Source organism: Kitasatospora sp. NPDC093558 (assembly GCF_040683475.1).
Lineage (GTDB): Bacteria > Actinomycetota > Actinomycetes > Streptomycetales > Streptomycetaceae > Kitasatospora.
In genome coordinates this window covers 1-15828 of the sequence record NZ_JBFBDY010000040.1, presented here as the reverse complement: position 1 = coordinate 15828, position 15828 = coordinate 1, and the positions used below count along the sequence as shown (strand labels likewise).

14 protein-coding genes are annotated in these 15828 nt (G+C 74.5%); 10 read left to right on the top strand and 4 right to left on the bottom strand.

Annotated features, from left to right (window positions below; all coding sequences use genetic code 11):
* Both AB0O00_RS07210 and AB0O00_RS07205 read left to right on the top strand, forming a co-directional pair.
* The coding region (locus tag AB0O00_RS07210) for an SUKH-4 family immunity protein (protein ID WP_363649104.1) at positions 1-726 on the top strand (726 nt) is incomplete at its 5' end.
* Positions 727-1055: 329 nt separating this feature from the next.
* Positions 1056-1430 carry a hypothetical protein gene (locus tag AB0O00_RS07205; RefSeq protein WP_363649103.1) on the top strand — a complete coding sequence of 125 codons (375 nt, stop codon included), beginning with the start codon at positions 1056-1058 and terminating at the stop codon, positions 1428-1430.
* A gap of 28 nt (positions 1431-1458) precedes the next feature.
* On the opposite strand, the gene AB0O00_RS07200 is transcribed toward AB0O00_RS07205, so the two are convergent.
* On the bottom strand, positions 1459-2358 hold the full coding sequence (locus tag AB0O00_RS07200; protein ID WP_363649102.1) for a DMT family transporter: 900 nt from the start codon (positions 2356-2358) through the stop codon (positions 1459-1461).
* 206 nt (positions 2359-2564) lie between these two features.
* Between AB0O00_RS07200 and AB0O00_RS07195 the strand changes: the two genes are divergently transcribed.
* The 3 genes from AB0O00_RS07195 to AB0O00_RS07185 all read left to right on the top strand — a co-directional run bounded on the left by AB0O00_RS07195 (position 2565) and on the right by AB0O00_RS07185 (position 6025).
* Positions 2565-3440 carry a LysR family transcriptional regulator gene (locus AB0O00_RS07195; protein ID WP_363649118.1) on the top strand — a complete coding sequence of 292 codons (876 nt, stop codon included), beginning with the start codon at positions 2565-2567 and terminating at the stop codon, positions 3438-3440.
* A gap of 198 nt (positions 3441-3638) precedes the next feature.
* On the top strand, positions 3639-4499 hold the full coding sequence (locus AB0O00_RS07190) for a response regulator transcription factor (protein ID WP_363649117.1): 861 nt from the start codon (positions 3639-3641) through the stop codon (positions 4497-4499).
* A complete protein-coding gene (locus AB0O00_RS07185) occupies positions 4496-6025 on the top strand; it encodes a HAMP domain-containing sensor histidine kinase (protein ID WP_363649101.1) in 1530 nt (509 codons plus the stop codon). Before AB0O00_RS07190 ends, AB0O00_RS07185 begins: the two co-directional genes overlap by 4 nt.
* On the opposite strand, the gene AB0O00_RS07180 is transcribed toward AB0O00_RS07185, so the two are convergent.
* The gene (locus tag AB0O00_RS07180) at positions 5995-6540 is read right to left on the bottom strand and encodes an SgcJ/EcaC family oxidoreductase (RefSeq protein ID WP_363649116.1); all 546 of its coding nucleotides are present in this window, start codon (positions 6538-6540) and stop codon (positions 5995-5997) included. The two genes, AB0O00_RS07185 and AB0O00_RS07180, sit on opposite strands and share 31 nt — an antisense overlap.
* A gap of 362 nt (positions 6541-6902) precedes the next feature.
* Here AB0O00_RS07180 and AB0O00_RS07175 point away from each other — a divergent pair, with 362 nt between their 5' ends.
* Positions 6903-7664 (top strand): MerR family transcriptional regulator, encoded by a 762-nt coding sequence (locus AB0O00_RS07175; protein ID WP_363649100.1) that lies wholly within the window; start codon positions 6903-6905, stop codon positions 7662-7664.
* Between the two features lie 234 nt (positions 7665-7898).
* Here AB0O00_RS07175 and AB0O00_RS07170 read toward each other — a convergent pair whose 3' ends face one another.
* Both AB0O00_RS07170 and AB0O00_RS07165 read right to left on the bottom strand, forming a co-directional pair.
* Positions 7899-10286: an FtsX-like permease family protein gene (locus tag AB0O00_RS07170; protein ID WP_363649099.1), complete on the bottom strand. Its 2388-nt coding sequence runs from the start codon at positions 10284-10286 to the stop codon at positions 7899-7901.
* Between the two features lie 100 nt (positions 10287-10386).
* On the bottom strand, positions 10387-11079 hold the full coding sequence (locus AB0O00_RS07165) for an ABC transporter ATP-binding protein (RefSeq protein ID WP_363649115.1): 693 nt from the start codon (positions 11077-11079) through the stop codon (positions 10387-10389).
* A gap of 258 nt (positions 11080-11337) precedes the next feature.
* On the opposite strand from AB0O00_RS07165, the gene AB0O00_RS07160 reads away from it, so the two are divergent.
* The 4 genes from AB0O00_RS07160 to AB0O00_RS07145 all read left to right on the top strand — a co-directional run bounded on the left by AB0O00_RS07160 (position 11338) and on the right by AB0O00_RS07145 (position 15685).
* Entirely contained in the window at positions 11338-12804 is a 1467-nt protein-coding gene (locus AB0O00_RS07160; protein WP_363649098.1) for a histidine kinase, read from the top strand.
* Entirely contained in the window at positions 12756-13418 is a 663-nt protein-coding gene (locus AB0O00_RS07155; protein WP_363649097.1) for a response regulator transcription factor, read from the top strand. The genes AB0O00_RS07160 and AB0O00_RS07155 overlap by 49 nt, the downstream gene beginning before the upstream one ends.
* A gap of 326 nt (positions 13419-13744) precedes the next feature.
* Positions 13745-14779: a 2-oxoglutarate and iron-dependent oxygenase domain-containing protein gene (locus tag AB0O00_RS07150; protein WP_363649096.1), complete on the top strand. Its 1035-nt coding sequence runs from the start codon at positions 13745-13747 to the stop codon at positions 14777-14779.
* A 150-nt stretch (positions 14780-14929) separates the two neighbouring features.
* Positions 14930-15685 (top strand): MerR family transcriptional regulator, encoded by a 756-nt coding sequence (locus tag AB0O00_RS07145; RefSeq protein ID WP_363649095.1) that lies wholly within the window; start codon positions 14930-14932, stop codon positions 15683-15685.
* Positions 15686-15828: the final 143 nt, after the last annotated feature.

Genomic DNA, 15828 nt, shown 5'->3' with positions numbered 1-15828 from the left:
GACCGCCGACTGCGGGAGCTCGACCCCGGGCTGTTCGGCCGCTCGGACGTCCCGCCCGCGCACTGGGGCACGGCGCTCCTGGTGCGGGCGCTGGGTTGGGGCGCGCTGCCGGGCGGTCCGGACGGTCCCGCGTACGAGATCGACGCCGAGCTCGTCGCGGAGATCGCGACGCTGACGGACGAGGGCCTGGTGCACCGCTACCGCCCCGACGAGCTGCCGCCCGCCCTCGTGCACGAGCCGACGCGCCGGCTGCTGACCGAGATCGGCCTGCCGCTGGGCGGGGCGATGTTCGGCGTGTCCGAGGAGCCGCTGGTCACGATGGGCGAGTCCTACCCGGAGTACTTCGACGGCGAGGAGGAGCGTCCCTACCAGCGCGACTTCGTGGCCCTCGGGCACTGGCCGACGGACCTCGTGATCGCACTGGACGGCGCGACCGGCCTGCTGGAGCTGCCCGACTGGTACGACGACGGCGAGCCCGAGGCCTACCTCAACCGTGACCTCTCCGCCCTGCTCTACTCGCTGTGGACGTACGAGCGCATGCGCGCCGAGTGGGAGCGCTGGGACTACGGCCTGGGCCACGACACCTGGGCGGCCTTCGACCCGCAGTCGCTCCTGAGCACCGCCGTGGACGGCGTCCTGGAGGCGCTCGACCCGGAGGCGTTCGCGCCGGGGCGGTCGTGGCGGCTGCTCGCCGAGGATGCGCACATGGGCGGCCTGCTGGGGTGAGCGGGGGCCTTGGGGGTCGCCTTCGCGGGGGCCTTGGGGGTCGCCTTCGCGGGGGGCCGCGCCAGGGCTTGTGTGCGGGGGCGGGCACGGGTTTCCGCGCACGCTTCCGCGCGTCGGGTGCGGGCAGGGGCCTGCGCAGCGGGAGCTCGTCCGGGCGGCCGGAGGCGGTGGCGGGGCGGTTACGGCGGCGCCCCGGGGACTTCCCCGCGCCCCCGCAGGTGCGCAACCCGGGTGGTGCGAGCACGAAGGGTGGCCATCTCGTGGCGCGTCCCGCCGCGCGCTCGAGCGCGAGCCGGTCGTGCATGCCCGCAGGCCGGTACGCTGCCTCGGTGGCGAACATCCGTACGGCAACCGCGCGAAGACGGGCGGTCCTGCTCGGCGTCGGCGCAGCGCTGTCGCTCACCGGCGCGGGCGTCGTGTACGCGATGCTGTACGCGCGGTCACTGGACTTCGCGGAGCGCTGCGAGCGCGGCCTGGTGACCGGCGGCGGACAGCTGCTCGAGACGGGCGCCTCGTGGCTGCCGCCCGACGCGTGGTGCCGGTTCGAGGACGGGGCCGTGTCCACCACGCCGTTCTGGGCGCTGCTGCTCTTCTACGCGCTGCTGACGACGGCGGTGTGGACGCTGACCGCCCTGGCACGGGTCCGCCGTCCGCACCCGCTGCCCGGGACGGAGTGGCAGGCGGGGCACGGACAGGGGTGGTAGCCAGGGAGCGGGCCGTCGGCTCGCTCGTTCAGTCGGGTGGGATCGCGGGGGCGGCAAGGCCTTTCTTGTCCGCCTCCCACTCAGGCTTTTGACGTTTCGTCATATACACGCCGGCCAGGACGACGGCCATGCCCGCGACCGCGTGGACGGTCGGCTCCTCCCCGAGGACGAGGGCGCCGAGGGCCGTCGAGACGACGGGCAGCAGGTAGCCGACGGTGGCGGCGGCCGTCGGGCCCTCGGTGGCGATGAGGCGGTAGTTGAGGTGGAACGTGAGCCCGGTGCCGACGATCCCGAGGACGGTGACGGCGGCGATCCCGATCGGGTCGACGTCGCTCCGCACCCCCGCCACCGGGAGTGCGAGCACGCCCAGTCCGGCCGCGGCGGTGAGTTGGGCGGCGGAGAGCGCGAGCGGCGCGACACCCGTCGAGGCGAGCGCGCGGGCCATGTAGGCGAAGGCGATCGCGTAACTCGCCGCCGCCCCGAGCAGCGCGAGCGCCCCCGGACCGGACAGCCCGCCGCTCTCCCGCCACGGGGAGAAGATCAGCAGCACGCCCGCGAACCCGAGGAGCAGCCCGCCCAGGCGCAGCGGGTCGCGGAGGCGGTCGGTGCCGAGGGCGAGGCCGATCAGCAGCGACCAGAGCGGGGTGGTCGCGTGCAGCACCCCGGCGAGCCCGGAGCCGACGCTGCGCTCGCCGTAGGCGGTGAGGAAGAACGGCAGCGCGTTGCAGAAGAACGCCGCCACCGCCAGCCGCCGCCAGACCGCACCGCCGCGAGGGAGCCGCTGGCGGGCGGAGCGTGCGAGGACCAGCAGGACGGCGGCACCGAGGGCGGCGCGCAGCACGGTGATCTGGATGGGGGCGAAGCCGTGCTGGAGCGCGAGCCGGATCCAGAGGAAGGCGGAGCCCCAGAACAGGGCGAGGACGGCCATGCGTCGCACGGTGCACGGGTCCTTTCGGCGGGAGCGGAGCGCGGGCGGGTCGTTGGGCCGTTGGGTTGTTGGGTCACCGGGTCTTTGGGTGTCCGTAGAACGGTCGCGCGACGAGATTGGGTAGCACAAGCGAAAGGTTCTTCATCACCTTTAAGGTGAGCTACATGACGGAGACACCCGACGCGCCCCGGCTCGACGTCCGACGGATGCAGGTCCTGCGGGCCGTGGTGGACCACGGCTCGGTGAGCGCGGCGGCCGGTGCGCTCGGCTACACGCCGTCCGCGGTGAGCCAGCAGGTGGCCGTCCTGGAGAGGGAGACCGGGACGGCCCTGCTGGAGCGCGTCGGCCGGGGCGTGCGGCCGACCGCCGCCGGCCTGCTGCTCGCCGGGCACGCCGCCACGATCGAACGGCAGGTGGCGGAGGCCGGCGCGGCCCTGGCCGACCTGCGGAGCGGTCGCACCGGCAGCCTGACGGTCCGCTACTTCGGCACGGCCGGCGCCCCGCTGGTCGCCCCGGCGGTCGCCGCGTTCCGCCGTGCGCACCCCCGGGTGCGCCTGGACCTCGGCATGACCGACCCCGAGGACCCGCTCACCGAGGTCCTGGACGGCCGGGCCGACCTCGCCGTGGTGGTCCACCCCCGCGACACCCCTCCCCCCGGCCTCCGGCTCGTCCACCTGCGCGACGACCCGTACCGGGCCGTCCTGCCGACGGGGCACCGGCTCGCCGCGAAGCGCGTCCTGGACCTCGCCGAGCTCGCGGACGAGCCCTGGGTGGGCGCCGAACCGCCCGGCCCCTGCCGGACCGTCGTCTTGGGCGCGTGCGACGCGGCCGGGTTCCGTCCCTCCGTCACGGTGGACACCGGGGACTACGCGACCGCGCAAGGCTTTGTCGCGGCCGGCCTCGGCATCGCGCTCGTCCCGCTGCTGGGCCTGGCGCACCACCGGCACCCGGGCGTCACCGTCCGGCGGCTGCGCGGCCCGGAGCCGGTGCGCACGCTCCAGGCCGCCGTCCGGACGGGCGCCTGGGGGCAACCGGCCCTCGCGGCCCTGGTGGCCGCGTTGCGGGAGGCGGCGCGGCGGTAGGCGGCGCGGCGGTACTGCGGTAGGCGGCTCGGTGGTGGGCGGCTCAATGGTGGGCAGGGGCGCCGGTGGTGGGCAGGGGCGCCGGTGGTGGGCAGGGGCATGGGTGGTGGGCAGGGGCATGGGTGGTACGGCTCAACATGCGGTCCCCCGCACATGCGTGCGGAGGGTGGCCCATAGGGTGCCCCCGTGCGTGAATTGCTGCGGGTCTTGCTGGTGGAGGACGACGAGCCGGTCGCGGAGTCGCTGCGGCGCGGGCTGCTGCGATACGGCTTCGCGGTCGAATGGGTGACGACCGGTACGGCGGCGCTCGCCGTGGCCGACCCGTACGACCTGGTGCTGCTGGACCTCGGGCTGCCGGACACGGACGGCCTCGACGTGTGCCGGGCGCTGCGCAAACGCGGGGACGTGCCGATCATCGTGATCAGCGCGCGCAGTGACGAGACGGACCGCGTGGTCGGGCTGGAGATCGGCGCCGACGACTACGTCTCCAAGCCGTTCGGGGTGCGCGAGGTGATCGCCCGGATCCGCGCGGTCATGCGGCGGGTCCAGCCGAAGGAACGTCAGGCGGCAGCCGGACCGGACCGCTACGGGCCCCGGCTCACCGTCGACCGCAAGGCCGCCCGGGTGCGGCTGGACGACGTCGAACTCGCGCTCGCCCCGAAGGAGTACGACCTGCTGGCGTTCCTCACCGAGGAGCCGGGCGCGCTGATGTCGCGCGAGCAGATCATGGAGGCGGTCTGGGACGCCAACTGGTTCGGGCCGACGAAGACGCTCGACGTGCACGTGGCGGCGCTGCGGCGCAAGCTCGCGGGAGCCGTGGTGATCGAGGCGGTGCGCGGGGTCGGCTTCCGGCTGGTGGTCGCGGACGGGGGCGCGCGCGGGAGCGGGGGCACGGGCGGGGACGGGAGCGGCGGCGGAGGCGCGGACGGCGGCGGAGGCGCGGACGGCGGCGGGGGCAGGGGCAGGGGCGGGGGCAGGGGCAGGGGCGGTACGGATGCCGCCGGTTCACGCGCCCCCGGGCCGAACATCCCCCGCCCGAGCGGCGGGCCCGAGACGTGATCCGCCGGCTGATCGTCAGCTACGTGCTGCTCGTCGGCGTGGCGCTGGCCGCGTTCACCGTGCCGGTGGCGTTCACCCTGACCGCCCAACTGCGCGGGGACACCGAGGAGTCGGTGCGCCGCGAGGCCACCACGATGGCGCTGATGCTCGGCGACGGCGACGAGCCGTCCCGCCAGGCGCTCGCCCGGGTGGCCCGCGCGTACGCGGACGAGACGCCCGGGGCGGTCGAGGTCGTGTCCGCCGACGGGACGGCCGTGCCACCGCTGCCACTGCCCGCCCACCCTGGGGACGCTGCCTTCACCAGGGCGCTCCAGCAGGGCCGTTCGACCACCGACTGGGGCTCCCGCTTCGTCTGGGGCCCCCAGCTGGTCGTCACCGTGCCCGCCCACGCCCAAGGCGACCGGGACCGGATCATCGGCGCCGTCCGGATCCGCTACGCCACCGCCGACCTCAGCTCCCGGCTGTGGAACATCTGGGGCTTCCGCGCCGTCCTCGCCGTCGGCGTGCTGGCCGTCGCCGCCGGACTGGGCGCGATCGTGGCCCGGCTGCTCACCAAGCCGCTGCGCCAGCTCAACGACATGGCCAGCCGCTTCGGCGACGGCGACCTGACCGCCCGCTCCCCCGTCACCGGCCCGCAGGAGACCCGCACCCTCGCCCGCACGCTCAACCAGGGCGCCGAGCGGCTCGACACCCTGGTCGCCTCGCAGCGGATCTTCGTCGCGGACGCCTCGCACCAGCTGCGCACCCCGCTGACCGCCCTGCGCCTGTCCCTGGACAACATCGCCGACGGCGTGGACGACGAGTTCGTGCGCGAGGACGTCGACCAGGCCACCGCCGAGGTGGTCCGGATGAGCCGGCTGGTCAGCGGACTGCTGGTGCTGGCCAGGGCGGAGGCGAAGGTGTCCGCCCCGGAGCCGCTGGCGCTGCGCGAGCCCGTCGAGGAGCGGCTGAGCGTCTGGCGCCCGGCCGCCGACGAGCGACGGATCACCATCGCGCTCACCGGCGACGCCGACGAGCGCCTGCACGTGCTCGCCGGGCCGGGCAACCTGGACCAGGTGCTGGACAACGTCCTCTCCAACGCCCTGGAGGTCTCCCCCGACGGCAGCACCATCACCGTCCGGCTCGACGGCTGCGGCACCGGCGGGACGGGCGCGGACGAGGCGGTGGTGGAGGTGCTGGACCAGGGGCCCGGGATGTCGCCGGCCGAACAGTCCCGCGCCTTCGACCGGTTCTGGCGCGGCCAGGGCCTCACCGGCCGGTCCGGATCGGGCCTCGGGCTCGCCATCGTCAAGCAGCTGGTGACGGACGACGGCGGCACCGTGGCCCTGCGGGACGCGCCCGGCGGCGGGCTGGGCGTGCGGATCACCCTGCGCGCGGTCACACCCCGGTCCGGCCACCGGCTCCGGGCGCCGGCGCCGACCCAAGCGGCTCCGGGTCAGGCGGGTCCGGCTCAAGCGGCTCCAGCGCAAGCCGGTCCGGCTCAAGCCGCTCCGGGTCAGCCCTCCGCGGGGAGGACCGAGGAGTGATGGTTGACGATCAGCCACTTGCCTCCGCGCTTCTCGTACTCGTACGTGTAGCGGGCGTCGACCGGCTTGGTCGCGCCGGTCTTCGGGTCGGTGAGGTGGAAGCGGTAGAGGCCCGCGTCGATCGCCGAGTTGCCGTCCAGGATGTTGATCACCGAGCGGACCTTCTCCCCCCGCGGCTTCTTCTGCAGGAAGTGCTCGAAGTAGTCGACGATCCCGGCCCGGTCGGTGCGGATCACCCGTGACGCGGTCGGCAGCAGCACCGCGTCCGAGGCGTAGCGGTCGGCGACCTTCTCCGGGTCCCCGGTCTGCAGGGCCGCGTTCCACTGGTCGAAGAGCGCGGCGATCTCGCGCTCGGTGACCTTGCCCCGGCGGCCGTTCCCGTCCCCGGCCTGCGCCACCCCGACGCCGGCGGTGAACGTGCCGGCGGCGGCCACCACGGCGGCGGTGGCCAGCGCGGTGCGGGTGCGGAGCTTCGACTTCTTCGGGGGATTCGTCTCGGGCGTCTCGGGCGTCATGGGCGTCTCGGGCTTCATGGGCGTCTCGGGCTTCATGGGCGTCGCAGGCGTCACGGGCTTCATGGGGCCTCCGGTTCAGGGGACTTGTGGCAGGTGCCACCAGCGCTTCGGTGGGCGGTGCCGGTGAACTCACTTTCGCTGGAGGAGGGTTAGCGCTCGTACAGCGGACGGACAGCGGACGGACAGGGAGCGGACAAGGTCTGGTCAGGGTCCGGCCAAGGATCCGGGCTTGAAGTTGCCGCAACGGCAGCTCCTACCGTCGTGACCAGGGCCGGAGGAACCGGCCCCGGGACAGCGAACGTGTGGAACGGCGAACGTACGGATTGGCGAACGTGCAGGAACAGCACCTGAAGGAGGCGGCCATGGCCTGGCCGATTGCGGAGGTGGCCCGGATGTCGGGCGTCACCGCCCGGACCCTGCGGCACTACGACGAGATCGGGCTGCTGCCCCCGGCGTGGATCGGCTCCAACGGCCACCGTTACTACGAGGAGCGGCAGTTGCTGCACCTGCAGCAGATCCTCGTGCTGCGGGCGCTGGGCGTCGGCCTGACCGAGATCGCCCGGATCCTCGGCGAGCAGGTGGACGAGCTGGAGGCCCTGCGGGGCCACCACCACCGCCTGCTCGCCGAACGGGACCGGCTGGACGGCCTGGCCGCCACCGTCTCCCGCACGATCGCCGAACTGGAACGCTCCAGGAAGGACGGCACACCCATGACCAGCATCAACCGCCCGGAGAACCTGTTCGAAGGCATCCAGCCCGCGGACGTCGAGGAGAGTCTGCGTGACTTCCCCGAGCACGCCGAGGCCGCCCTGCGGGCGACCGCCGCGATGACCCAGGCCGAGGTCGAGGCCGGCCAGCGCGAGCGGACCGCGCGGATGATCCGGCTCGCCGAGCTCATGACGGACGGCCTCCCGGCCGACGCCGAGCCCGTGCAGACCACGGTCGACGCGGAGTACCTGGCCCTCACCGCGCTCCGACCGGTCGCCGTCGAGGAGTACCTCGCGATCGCCCGGTCCTGCGTGGAGCACGAGCAGTGGCGCGCCGTCTACGAGGCCGTCGCCCCCGGCCTGGCCGCGTACCAGCGGGCCGCCATGGAGTCGTACGCGGCGGCGCGGCTCTCCTGAGCAGGGTCCTGTGAGTGTCAGCCGGTGACGGTGACGGCGGCCGGTAACGGGCGCTGGGGGGCAGGCGCCCAGGGGACGGCCGCCCGGGGGATGGCCGCTCGGGGGTGGGCGCTTGGGGACGGCCGCCGACCCGGGCCCTGACGTCCACCCCTGACCGCCCGTCCCCTGGCCCATGGCCGCAGCCGCTCGACACTGCCCGGGTTGGGCCGCCCCCGGCGGCCCAACCCACCGGCCTCACTCGGTGCGCAGCGCCGTGACCGTCCTCGTGCGGGCCGCCCAGGTCGCGGGCAGGAGGGCGCCGATCAGCGCCAGCACCAGGCCGCCGAGTATGAGCGGCCCCACCACCGCGGGGTCGAACACGGCCAGGTCCACCTCGGGCACCCCGACCCCGGCGGCTCTTGCCGTGGCCGGCATCACCCAGTGGTGGACCAGGATCCCGATCGGCACTCCGATCAGTCCGGCCACCAGCCCGCTCCCGCAGACGGAGGTGAGCACCATGCCGACCGTCTGCCGGGGCGACATCCCGAGTGCCTTGAACACCCCGAGGTCGTGCACCCGCTCGCGGGTGTCCAGGAGCACCGTGTTGAGGACGCCGAGCCCGGCCACCGCGATCAGCAGCAGGGTGAGCGTCCCGGCCAGGGTATTCATCGCCAGGACGACGATGTTGAGGTGCGTCCCGCCCGGCTCGGCGTCCAGGCCCAGGGGCCCGACGACGGCGTCGAGGGCCTCGGCGTACGCCTTGGCATCGGTGCCCGGGGTGAGGTCGACGTGGTACCCGATCGCTTGGGCCTGGACGGTCGAACCGAGTGCGGCCAGCGCGACCCGGTCGACGAAGACCAGGTCGTTGGTGGCCAGCACCTCGCCGCTGATCCGCACCGGGGTGGAGCGCCCGTGGTCGGTGAGGGTGATGGTGTCGCCCACCTTCGCCTGGTTGGCGCGGAGGTAGCCGGAGCCGACGACCGCCTCGTCCGGGCCGCGGAACCAGCGGCCCGAGACCATCTGGTAGCCGCTCCAGGAGGCGTCGCCGGAGAAGGCGCGCACCTCCGAGCGGGCGGTGTTCCCGGCCACCGCGACGGACGTCGGGACGGTGCTGTACCAGGCCCGGGTGCCGGGACGGGCGTCGATGGCCCTGGCCACGGCGGCCTCGTCCACGTGGTCGGGGACCGTCGCGGAGCCGTCGATCGGGGCCTCCACCACGACCTTGCCCGCGTGCTCGGCCGTCAGGCCGTCCTGGAAGCCCGTGAGCGAGAGCGTGAGGCCGACGCAGAGCGTCACGCCCGCCGTTCCGAGCACCACGGCGGCGGCGGTGGTCGCCGAGCGGCCCGGCCGGTTGAAGGGACTCGCCAGCCCGAGGCTCAGGGCGCGCGGCACCGGCAGCCGGCCGATCAGCCGCTGGAGCGCAGCCACCGGGCCCGAACCGGCCGCTCGGCCGGCGCGGGCGGTGGCCCGCTTGGCGCCCGGCGCCGTCCGGCCGACCGCGAGCGCCTCGACGGTGCGCAGCCGGCCGGCGCGCAGGGCGGGCACCAGGGCGGTGGCCACCACCGCGGCCAGGGCGACGGCCGGGACGGCGAGGTCAACCCAGAGCGGGATGCCGAGCAGGCCGCCGCGCAGGGCCTTGTGGGCCATCCCGAGGACCGGCACCGAGAACACGTTCCCGGCGAGCACGCCGAGCGCGGTGCCGATCCCGGCGGGGATCAGCGCCTGGCCGACGTAGGCGCGGGCCACCTGGGCCGGGGTGAATCCGAGCGACTTGAGGATGCCGATCCGCCGTGTCGCCGCGCTGACGGCGCCGCTGACCACGACCCCGATGATCAGCACCGACATGGCCAGGCCGAGCACTCCGAAGGCCGTCACGAACGGGACGAAGGTGGCCGCCGTCCGGTTGGCCTCCGCCTGGGCGGGCCGGTAGGAGGTGGCCTTGGTGAGCGCGCCGGGCGGCACCGCGGCGACGAGTGCGGCGTGGTCCGCCTCCACCTCGGCGTCGGTGGCGGCGCGGGAGAAGCGGTAGAGGTACTGCTGGGCGGGCGCCGTACCGGGCGCGGTCAGCGCGGGGACCTGCTCGGGGGCGACCCAGCCGTCCGCGCTCCAGGACACGGAGGAGGCGATGCCGACCACCTTGAGGGTCGGCCGGCCTGGCAGGTCGGGGAAGGCCATGCTGTCGCCGAGGGCCAGCGGCGAGTGGCCGTTCAGGAACACGACCTCGCCGGGGCCCGCGACCCACCGGCCCATCACCATGTGCAGGTCGTCCATCGGGCCGCCCTGCGCCCGGCCGACCAGTGTCAGCGGCGGGAGCGGGCTGCCGGGCGGCGGGAGCTTGGTGTCCTGCCCGGACCGCGCCTGCGCCGTGACCGCCGGGTAGGGACCGGCGGCAGCCGTCACACCGGGGACGTGCTCCGTCGCGGCGAGCTGCGCGGGGCTCGCCTTGGCCGGGTCGTACAGCACGTTCAGGTGCGCGCCGTGCTGGTCGGCGAAGGAGCGCTGGTAGGGCCCCTGCGCGGCGACCAGCAGCCCCGCCGCGAGGATGCACGCCGTCACGGACATCATCGTGGTGAGCACCATGACGAGCGTCTGCACCCGCTTGCGCCCGACCCCGGCCCGGACCACCTTGCTCAGCGCACTCATGCGCCCACCTCCCTTCGCTCGGCAGGGGCGATCGCCCACCCACGCCGTCTCGTCGTTCGTCCTCCCCCGGCGCCCGTCCTGCGGCGCCCCCATCGCGCGCTCACCGCACACCGCCCATGGCGGGCTCCGCCGCGGTGTCCCGGACGAGCCGGCCGTCGAGCAGCTCGATCGTCCGGCTCGCGCAGGCGCCGGCGAGCGCGGTGTCGTGGGTGACCAGCAGGATCGTCTGGCCCTCCGCGTTGAGGTCGGTGAGCAGGCTCCGGACATCGGCAGCCGAGGCGGAGTCGAGCGCCCCGGTCGGCTCGTCGGCCAGCAGGAGCGGCGGGCGGTTCATCAATGCCCGCGCCACCGCGACGCGTTGGCGCTCGCCACCGGAGAGCCGGCCCGGGAAGGCGGTGGCGTGCCGGGCCACCCCGAGCCGCTCCAGCAGCTCGCCGGCCCGAGCTCGGGCCTTCTCCCGCCGCATCCCGGCCAGTTGAGCCGGGAGCAGCACGTTGTCCTCGACGTTCAGGTCGTCCAGGAGGTTGAAGAACTGGAAGACCATGCCGATCCGCGTCCGCCGGTACTCGGCCAGCGCGGCCTCGCCGAGCTCGTGCACGGCGACGCCGTCCACCACGACGGTGCCCTCGCTCGGCCGGTCGAGCCCGGCGATCAGGTTGAGCAGCGTCGACTTTCCGCTGCCGGACCGGCCGAGCACGGCCAGCGCCTCGCCCGCCCGCACCTCGAGGTCGAGCCCGGCCAGCGCCGGGCGTGCGGCGTCGGATCGGTCGTACGTCCTGCCGACGCCGCGCATCTGAATGATCGGCCTGCTCACTGGCCCTCCACTGCTCCGGATCCGGCTCCGGAAGGCCCGGGCCGGCTGACGGACACGACGCTACGAACCGACGGCCAAGGCCGGACAGCCGTCTGGACGGCGTCTCTGAGGTGTATTCAGATACACCTGGTTTTCGGGGCTCAGACCTAGAGCGCGGCAGGTGGACGGGGCTGCAGACTGGCTGCCGACCGATCGACCGGGGGGCTTGCGGGCCGCCGTACGGAGAGGAGGCGCGGGATGAGGACCGATGCCGGGACGGAGACGACCGTGGTGACGCGGGCCGCCGCGCGGACGGGGGGCGCCGTCGTGGCCGGCGTACGGGCGCTGTACGCGGTCACGCTGGGCGTGACGGGGCTGGTCGCCCTGCTGGCCGGGCCGGTCCTGCTGGCCTCCGCGCTGTTCGGCCCCGAGGACGCGGGCGGGCACTCACCGGGCGGGCCGCTGATCCTGCTGGTGCCGCTCGCGACGGTGGCCCTCTGGGCACTCTGCTGGGCCACCGGGGGCGGCGGCCGGGCGGTCGGGGCCGCCCTGTTCGCACCGGGCGCGCTCGCGGTGATGGCCACCCACCTGTACGGCGGCGCGGCGCCAAGCGGCCGCTCCGGTTCCCTCTGGCTGGCCCCGGCGATGCTCGTGTTCGGGCTGCTCGGCGCACGCTGGGTCGCGGCGGAGACCAGGCGCGTCGTCGGCAAGTGGAGCGGCCGCCCCGTCCCGGTGCCGTACCGCCGGACCACGGGCTCCGGGCCCTGGCAGCAGTTGCGGTCCGGCGGCTGGCTGACCGACCCGGCGACGTGGCGGGACCTCGCCTGGACGGCGCTCAGCGGCCTCGCCTACCTGGGCACCGCCGTGGTGGTCATCCTCACCCCGGTCTCGCTGGAGGTGCTGGGGCGCGACGGCCCCTTCCTCCACCTGGGGGTCGTCTACATGATGGGGCTCTGGATCGCTCCGGCGGCCGCCCTCTGGGCCGCCCCGCCGGTCCTGCGGCTGCACGAGCGGGCGGCGCGCGCCCTGCTCGGGCCCTCCCGACGGGCCGAACTGGCCCGCCAGGTCAGCCACCTGGCCCGGACGAGGGCGGACACCATCGACGCCGGCGCCGCCGAGCTGCGCCGCATCGAGCGGGACCTGCACGACGGGGCGCAGGCCCGGCTGGTGGCGCTCGGCATGCTGCTGACCGTCGCCGACCAGCTGGTGGAGGACCCGGTCGCGCTGCGCCCCCTACTGGCCGAGGCCCGGCTCTCCTCGGTCAAGGCCCTCGGCGAGCTGCGGGACCTGGTCCGCGGCATCCACCCGCCGGTCCTCGCCGACCGCGGCCTGACCGACGCAGTCCAGGCCACGGCGCTGGACCTTCCCCTGCCGGTCACCTTCACCGGTGACCTGCCCGGCCGTCCCCCGGCGCCGGTCGAGTCGGCCGCCTACTTCGCGGTCAGCGAGCTGCTGGCCAACGTGGTGAAACACGCAGGCGCCTCGCACGTGTGGATCGAGATAGGGCACAGTGACGGGCTGCTGCGGATAGCGGTCACCGACGACGGGCGCGGCGGCGCCGACCCGTCCCGGGGCACCGGCCTCAGCGGTACCGAACGCCGACTGGCCGCATTCGACGGGGTGCTCGCGATCAGCAGCCCGTCAGGCGGTCCGACCATCGTGAACCTGGAGATCCCGTGCGCGTTGTCATCGCCGAAGACCTCTTCCTCCTCCGGGACGGGCTGACCCGGCTGCTGGAGGCCAACGGCATGAAGGTCACGGCAGCCGTCGAGACCGGCGAGGAACTGCTCGCCGCGGTGGCCGCCGACCGGCCGGACATCGCCGTGGTCGACGTCCGGCTCCCGCCCGGCTTCACCGACGAGGGTCTGCGCGCCGCCCTGGCGGCCCGCCGGGCCCACCCGGGACTGCCCGTGCTGGTGCTCTCCCAGTTCGTCGAGCAGCTGTACGCCCGCGAGCTGCTGGCGGGTGGCAGCACCGGCGGAATCGGCTACCTGCTCAAGGACCGGGTGATGGACGGCGCCCAGTTCATCGACGCCGTACGGCGGGTCGCCCAGGGCGGCACCGCGATGGATCCGGAGGTGATCACCAGACTGCTCACCCACAACTCCTCGGCCGGCCCGGTCGCCACCCTCAGCCCGCGGGAGCGACAGGTGCTCGGGCTGATGGCCGAGGGCCGCTCCAACGCAGCGATCGCCCAGCAGCTGGTGATCACCGAGCGTGCCGTCGCCAAGCACACGGCATCGATCTTCGTCCGGCTCGACCTCCAGCCCTCGGACGACGACAACCGGCGGGTCCTGGCCGTCCTCGCGTACCTCAACAAGAAGGAGGAGAAGAACTGAACGATCAGGAGAAGGGCTCCTTGACAACAGCACAGTGAAGTGGGGCCGAGCCCTCCGCCGCAGGGGGCTCGCCCGAGACAGAACGGGTCATTTAGGCTGGGTGACGTGCTCATCCTTGTTCGTCGTCGCCACGTGGACCTGCTCCGCGTGACGAGCATGTCCTGTCGACGCTCCGGCTGAACCTCGCGCCACCACCCTCAAGGCGGCCCCGTCCGGGCCGCCACCACCACCCGGCACCCGGAGCACGCGCCGCACCAGGCCGCCGCTCCGCCCTCCCCCGGTCGACCACCGGGACCGGCCGGGACGAGACCCAGCGGATGTCACCCATGACGCAGCAGCACACCCTGCCCCACCTCCAGTCACTCCCGGTGATCGACCTCTCGCTCGCCGACGGCGGCCCCGAGGACCGCCGCCGCCTGCACGACGAGCTGCGCACCGCCGCCACCGGCGTCGGTTTCTTCCAGCTCGTCGGCCACGGCATAACCCCGGCCGAGACGGGCGCTCTCACCGAGGCGATGCGGGCCTTCTTCGACCTCCCCGAGGCCGACCGGCTCGCCGTGAGCAACCTCAACTCACCGCACTACCGCGGCTACACCCGCACCGGCGACGAGCGCACCGGCGGCAGCCAGGACTGGCGCGACCAGCTGGACATCGGTGCCGAACTGCCCCCGCACGTCCCCGGCCAGGGCGAGCCGCCGTACTGGTGGCTGGAGGGCCCCAACCAGTGGCCCACGGCGCTCCCCGAGCTGCGCACCGCGACGCTCGGGTGGATCGAGCGCCTCGGCTCCGTCGCCCGCCGCCTGCTGCACGAACTCCTCGCCGCGATCGGCGCCCGCTCCGACTTCTACGACGCCGCCTTCGCCGGCCACCCCCACCTGCGGCTCAAGCTCGTCCGCTACCCCGGCACCGCCCCGGACGGCGCCGGGCAGGGCGTCGGCGCGCACAAGGACTACGGCTTCATCACGCTGCTGCTCCAGGACACCGTCGGCGGGCTCCAGGTCGAACGCCCGGACGGCACCTTCCTCGACGTCCCGCCGCTGGAGGGCGCGTTCGTCGTCAACCTCGGCGAACTGCTGGAGGTCGCCACCGACGGCTACCTCAAGGCCACCAGCCACCGCGTGGTCAGCCCGCCGGGAGCGCGGGAGCGCTACTCGGTGCCGTTCTTCTACAACCCCCGCCTCGACGCCCACATCGAGCCGCTCGACTTCCCGCTCGCGCACCACGCCCCCGGCGCGACCGAGGACCCGGACAACCCGCTGTTCGCCGATTTCGGGCAAAACGAGTGGAAGGGGTACACGAGGGCGCATCCCGAGGTCACCCGCCGCCACCACCCGGATCTGGCGGAGGCCTCCTCCCGCTGAACCAGGCGTCGCCCCGTCCCCGCCGGTTCACCCCCGTGAGCGGCAGCGCCCCAGCTCGGCGACGCTCGGCATGCGGTGGACCGGCGGGGCGGGCACTGTCACACTGCTGCTGTTACAGCGTGAGTGTGCCAGCGCGGCGGGAGGCGGCGGATGGGGGAGCACGGGGCCGTGGCGGGCGAGGTCCGGTTGACGGTGGACGAGCTGGCGGCGCGGGCCGGGGTCACGGTGCGGACCGTCCGGTTCTACGGGACGAAGGGCCTGCTGCCGCCGCCCGAACTGGGGCCGCGCCGGGTCGGGCTGTACGGCGTGACGCACCTGGACCGGCTGGGGCTGATCGAGGAGCTCCAGCGGCAGGGGCTGACACTTGCGGCCATCGAGCGCTACCTCGCCCGCCTGCCCGAGGACAGCACGCCGCTGGACCTCGCGATCCACCGCGCACTGGTGGCCTCCTGGACGCCGGAGGCGGCCGAGGAGGTCGGGCGGGCGCAGCTGGAGCGCCGGGCCGGGCGCGGGCTGTCCGAGGAGCAGGTGGAGCGGCTCGTCGCGATGGGGGCGCTGGAGCGCACGGCCGACCCGGAGGTGTTCCGGGTGGATCCGGGGCTGCTCCCGCTGGGGGTGCGCATCCTGGACGTCCCGATCCCGCTGGAGACGCTGCGGGCGGCCCGGGCGGTCGTGCTGGAGCACAGCCGGGCCACGGCACGGGAGTTGCACCGGCTCTTCCGGGAGACGGTCTGGAAGCCGTACCGGGAGAGCGAGCCCGCGCCGGACGAGCTGGTGCGGATGAAGGCGCTGACCGACCACATCCAGCCGATGGTGGCGCAGGCGCTCGTGACGGCGTTCCAGCGGTCGCTGCGCGAGGAGTTGGGTGAGGCCGTGCGGGACACGGCCCCACCCGCCCAGGACTGACGGACCGGCCTGAGAACCACAGGCGGTGAGCCTTGGGCCGGCCTGAAGCGGAGGACCTCAGGCCGGCCTCGGCCGGACGTTCTCCGGCCGCGGGCCGGATCAGGATCGTCCCGCTGGCCGACCTGGCCGAGCCGCTCCACAAG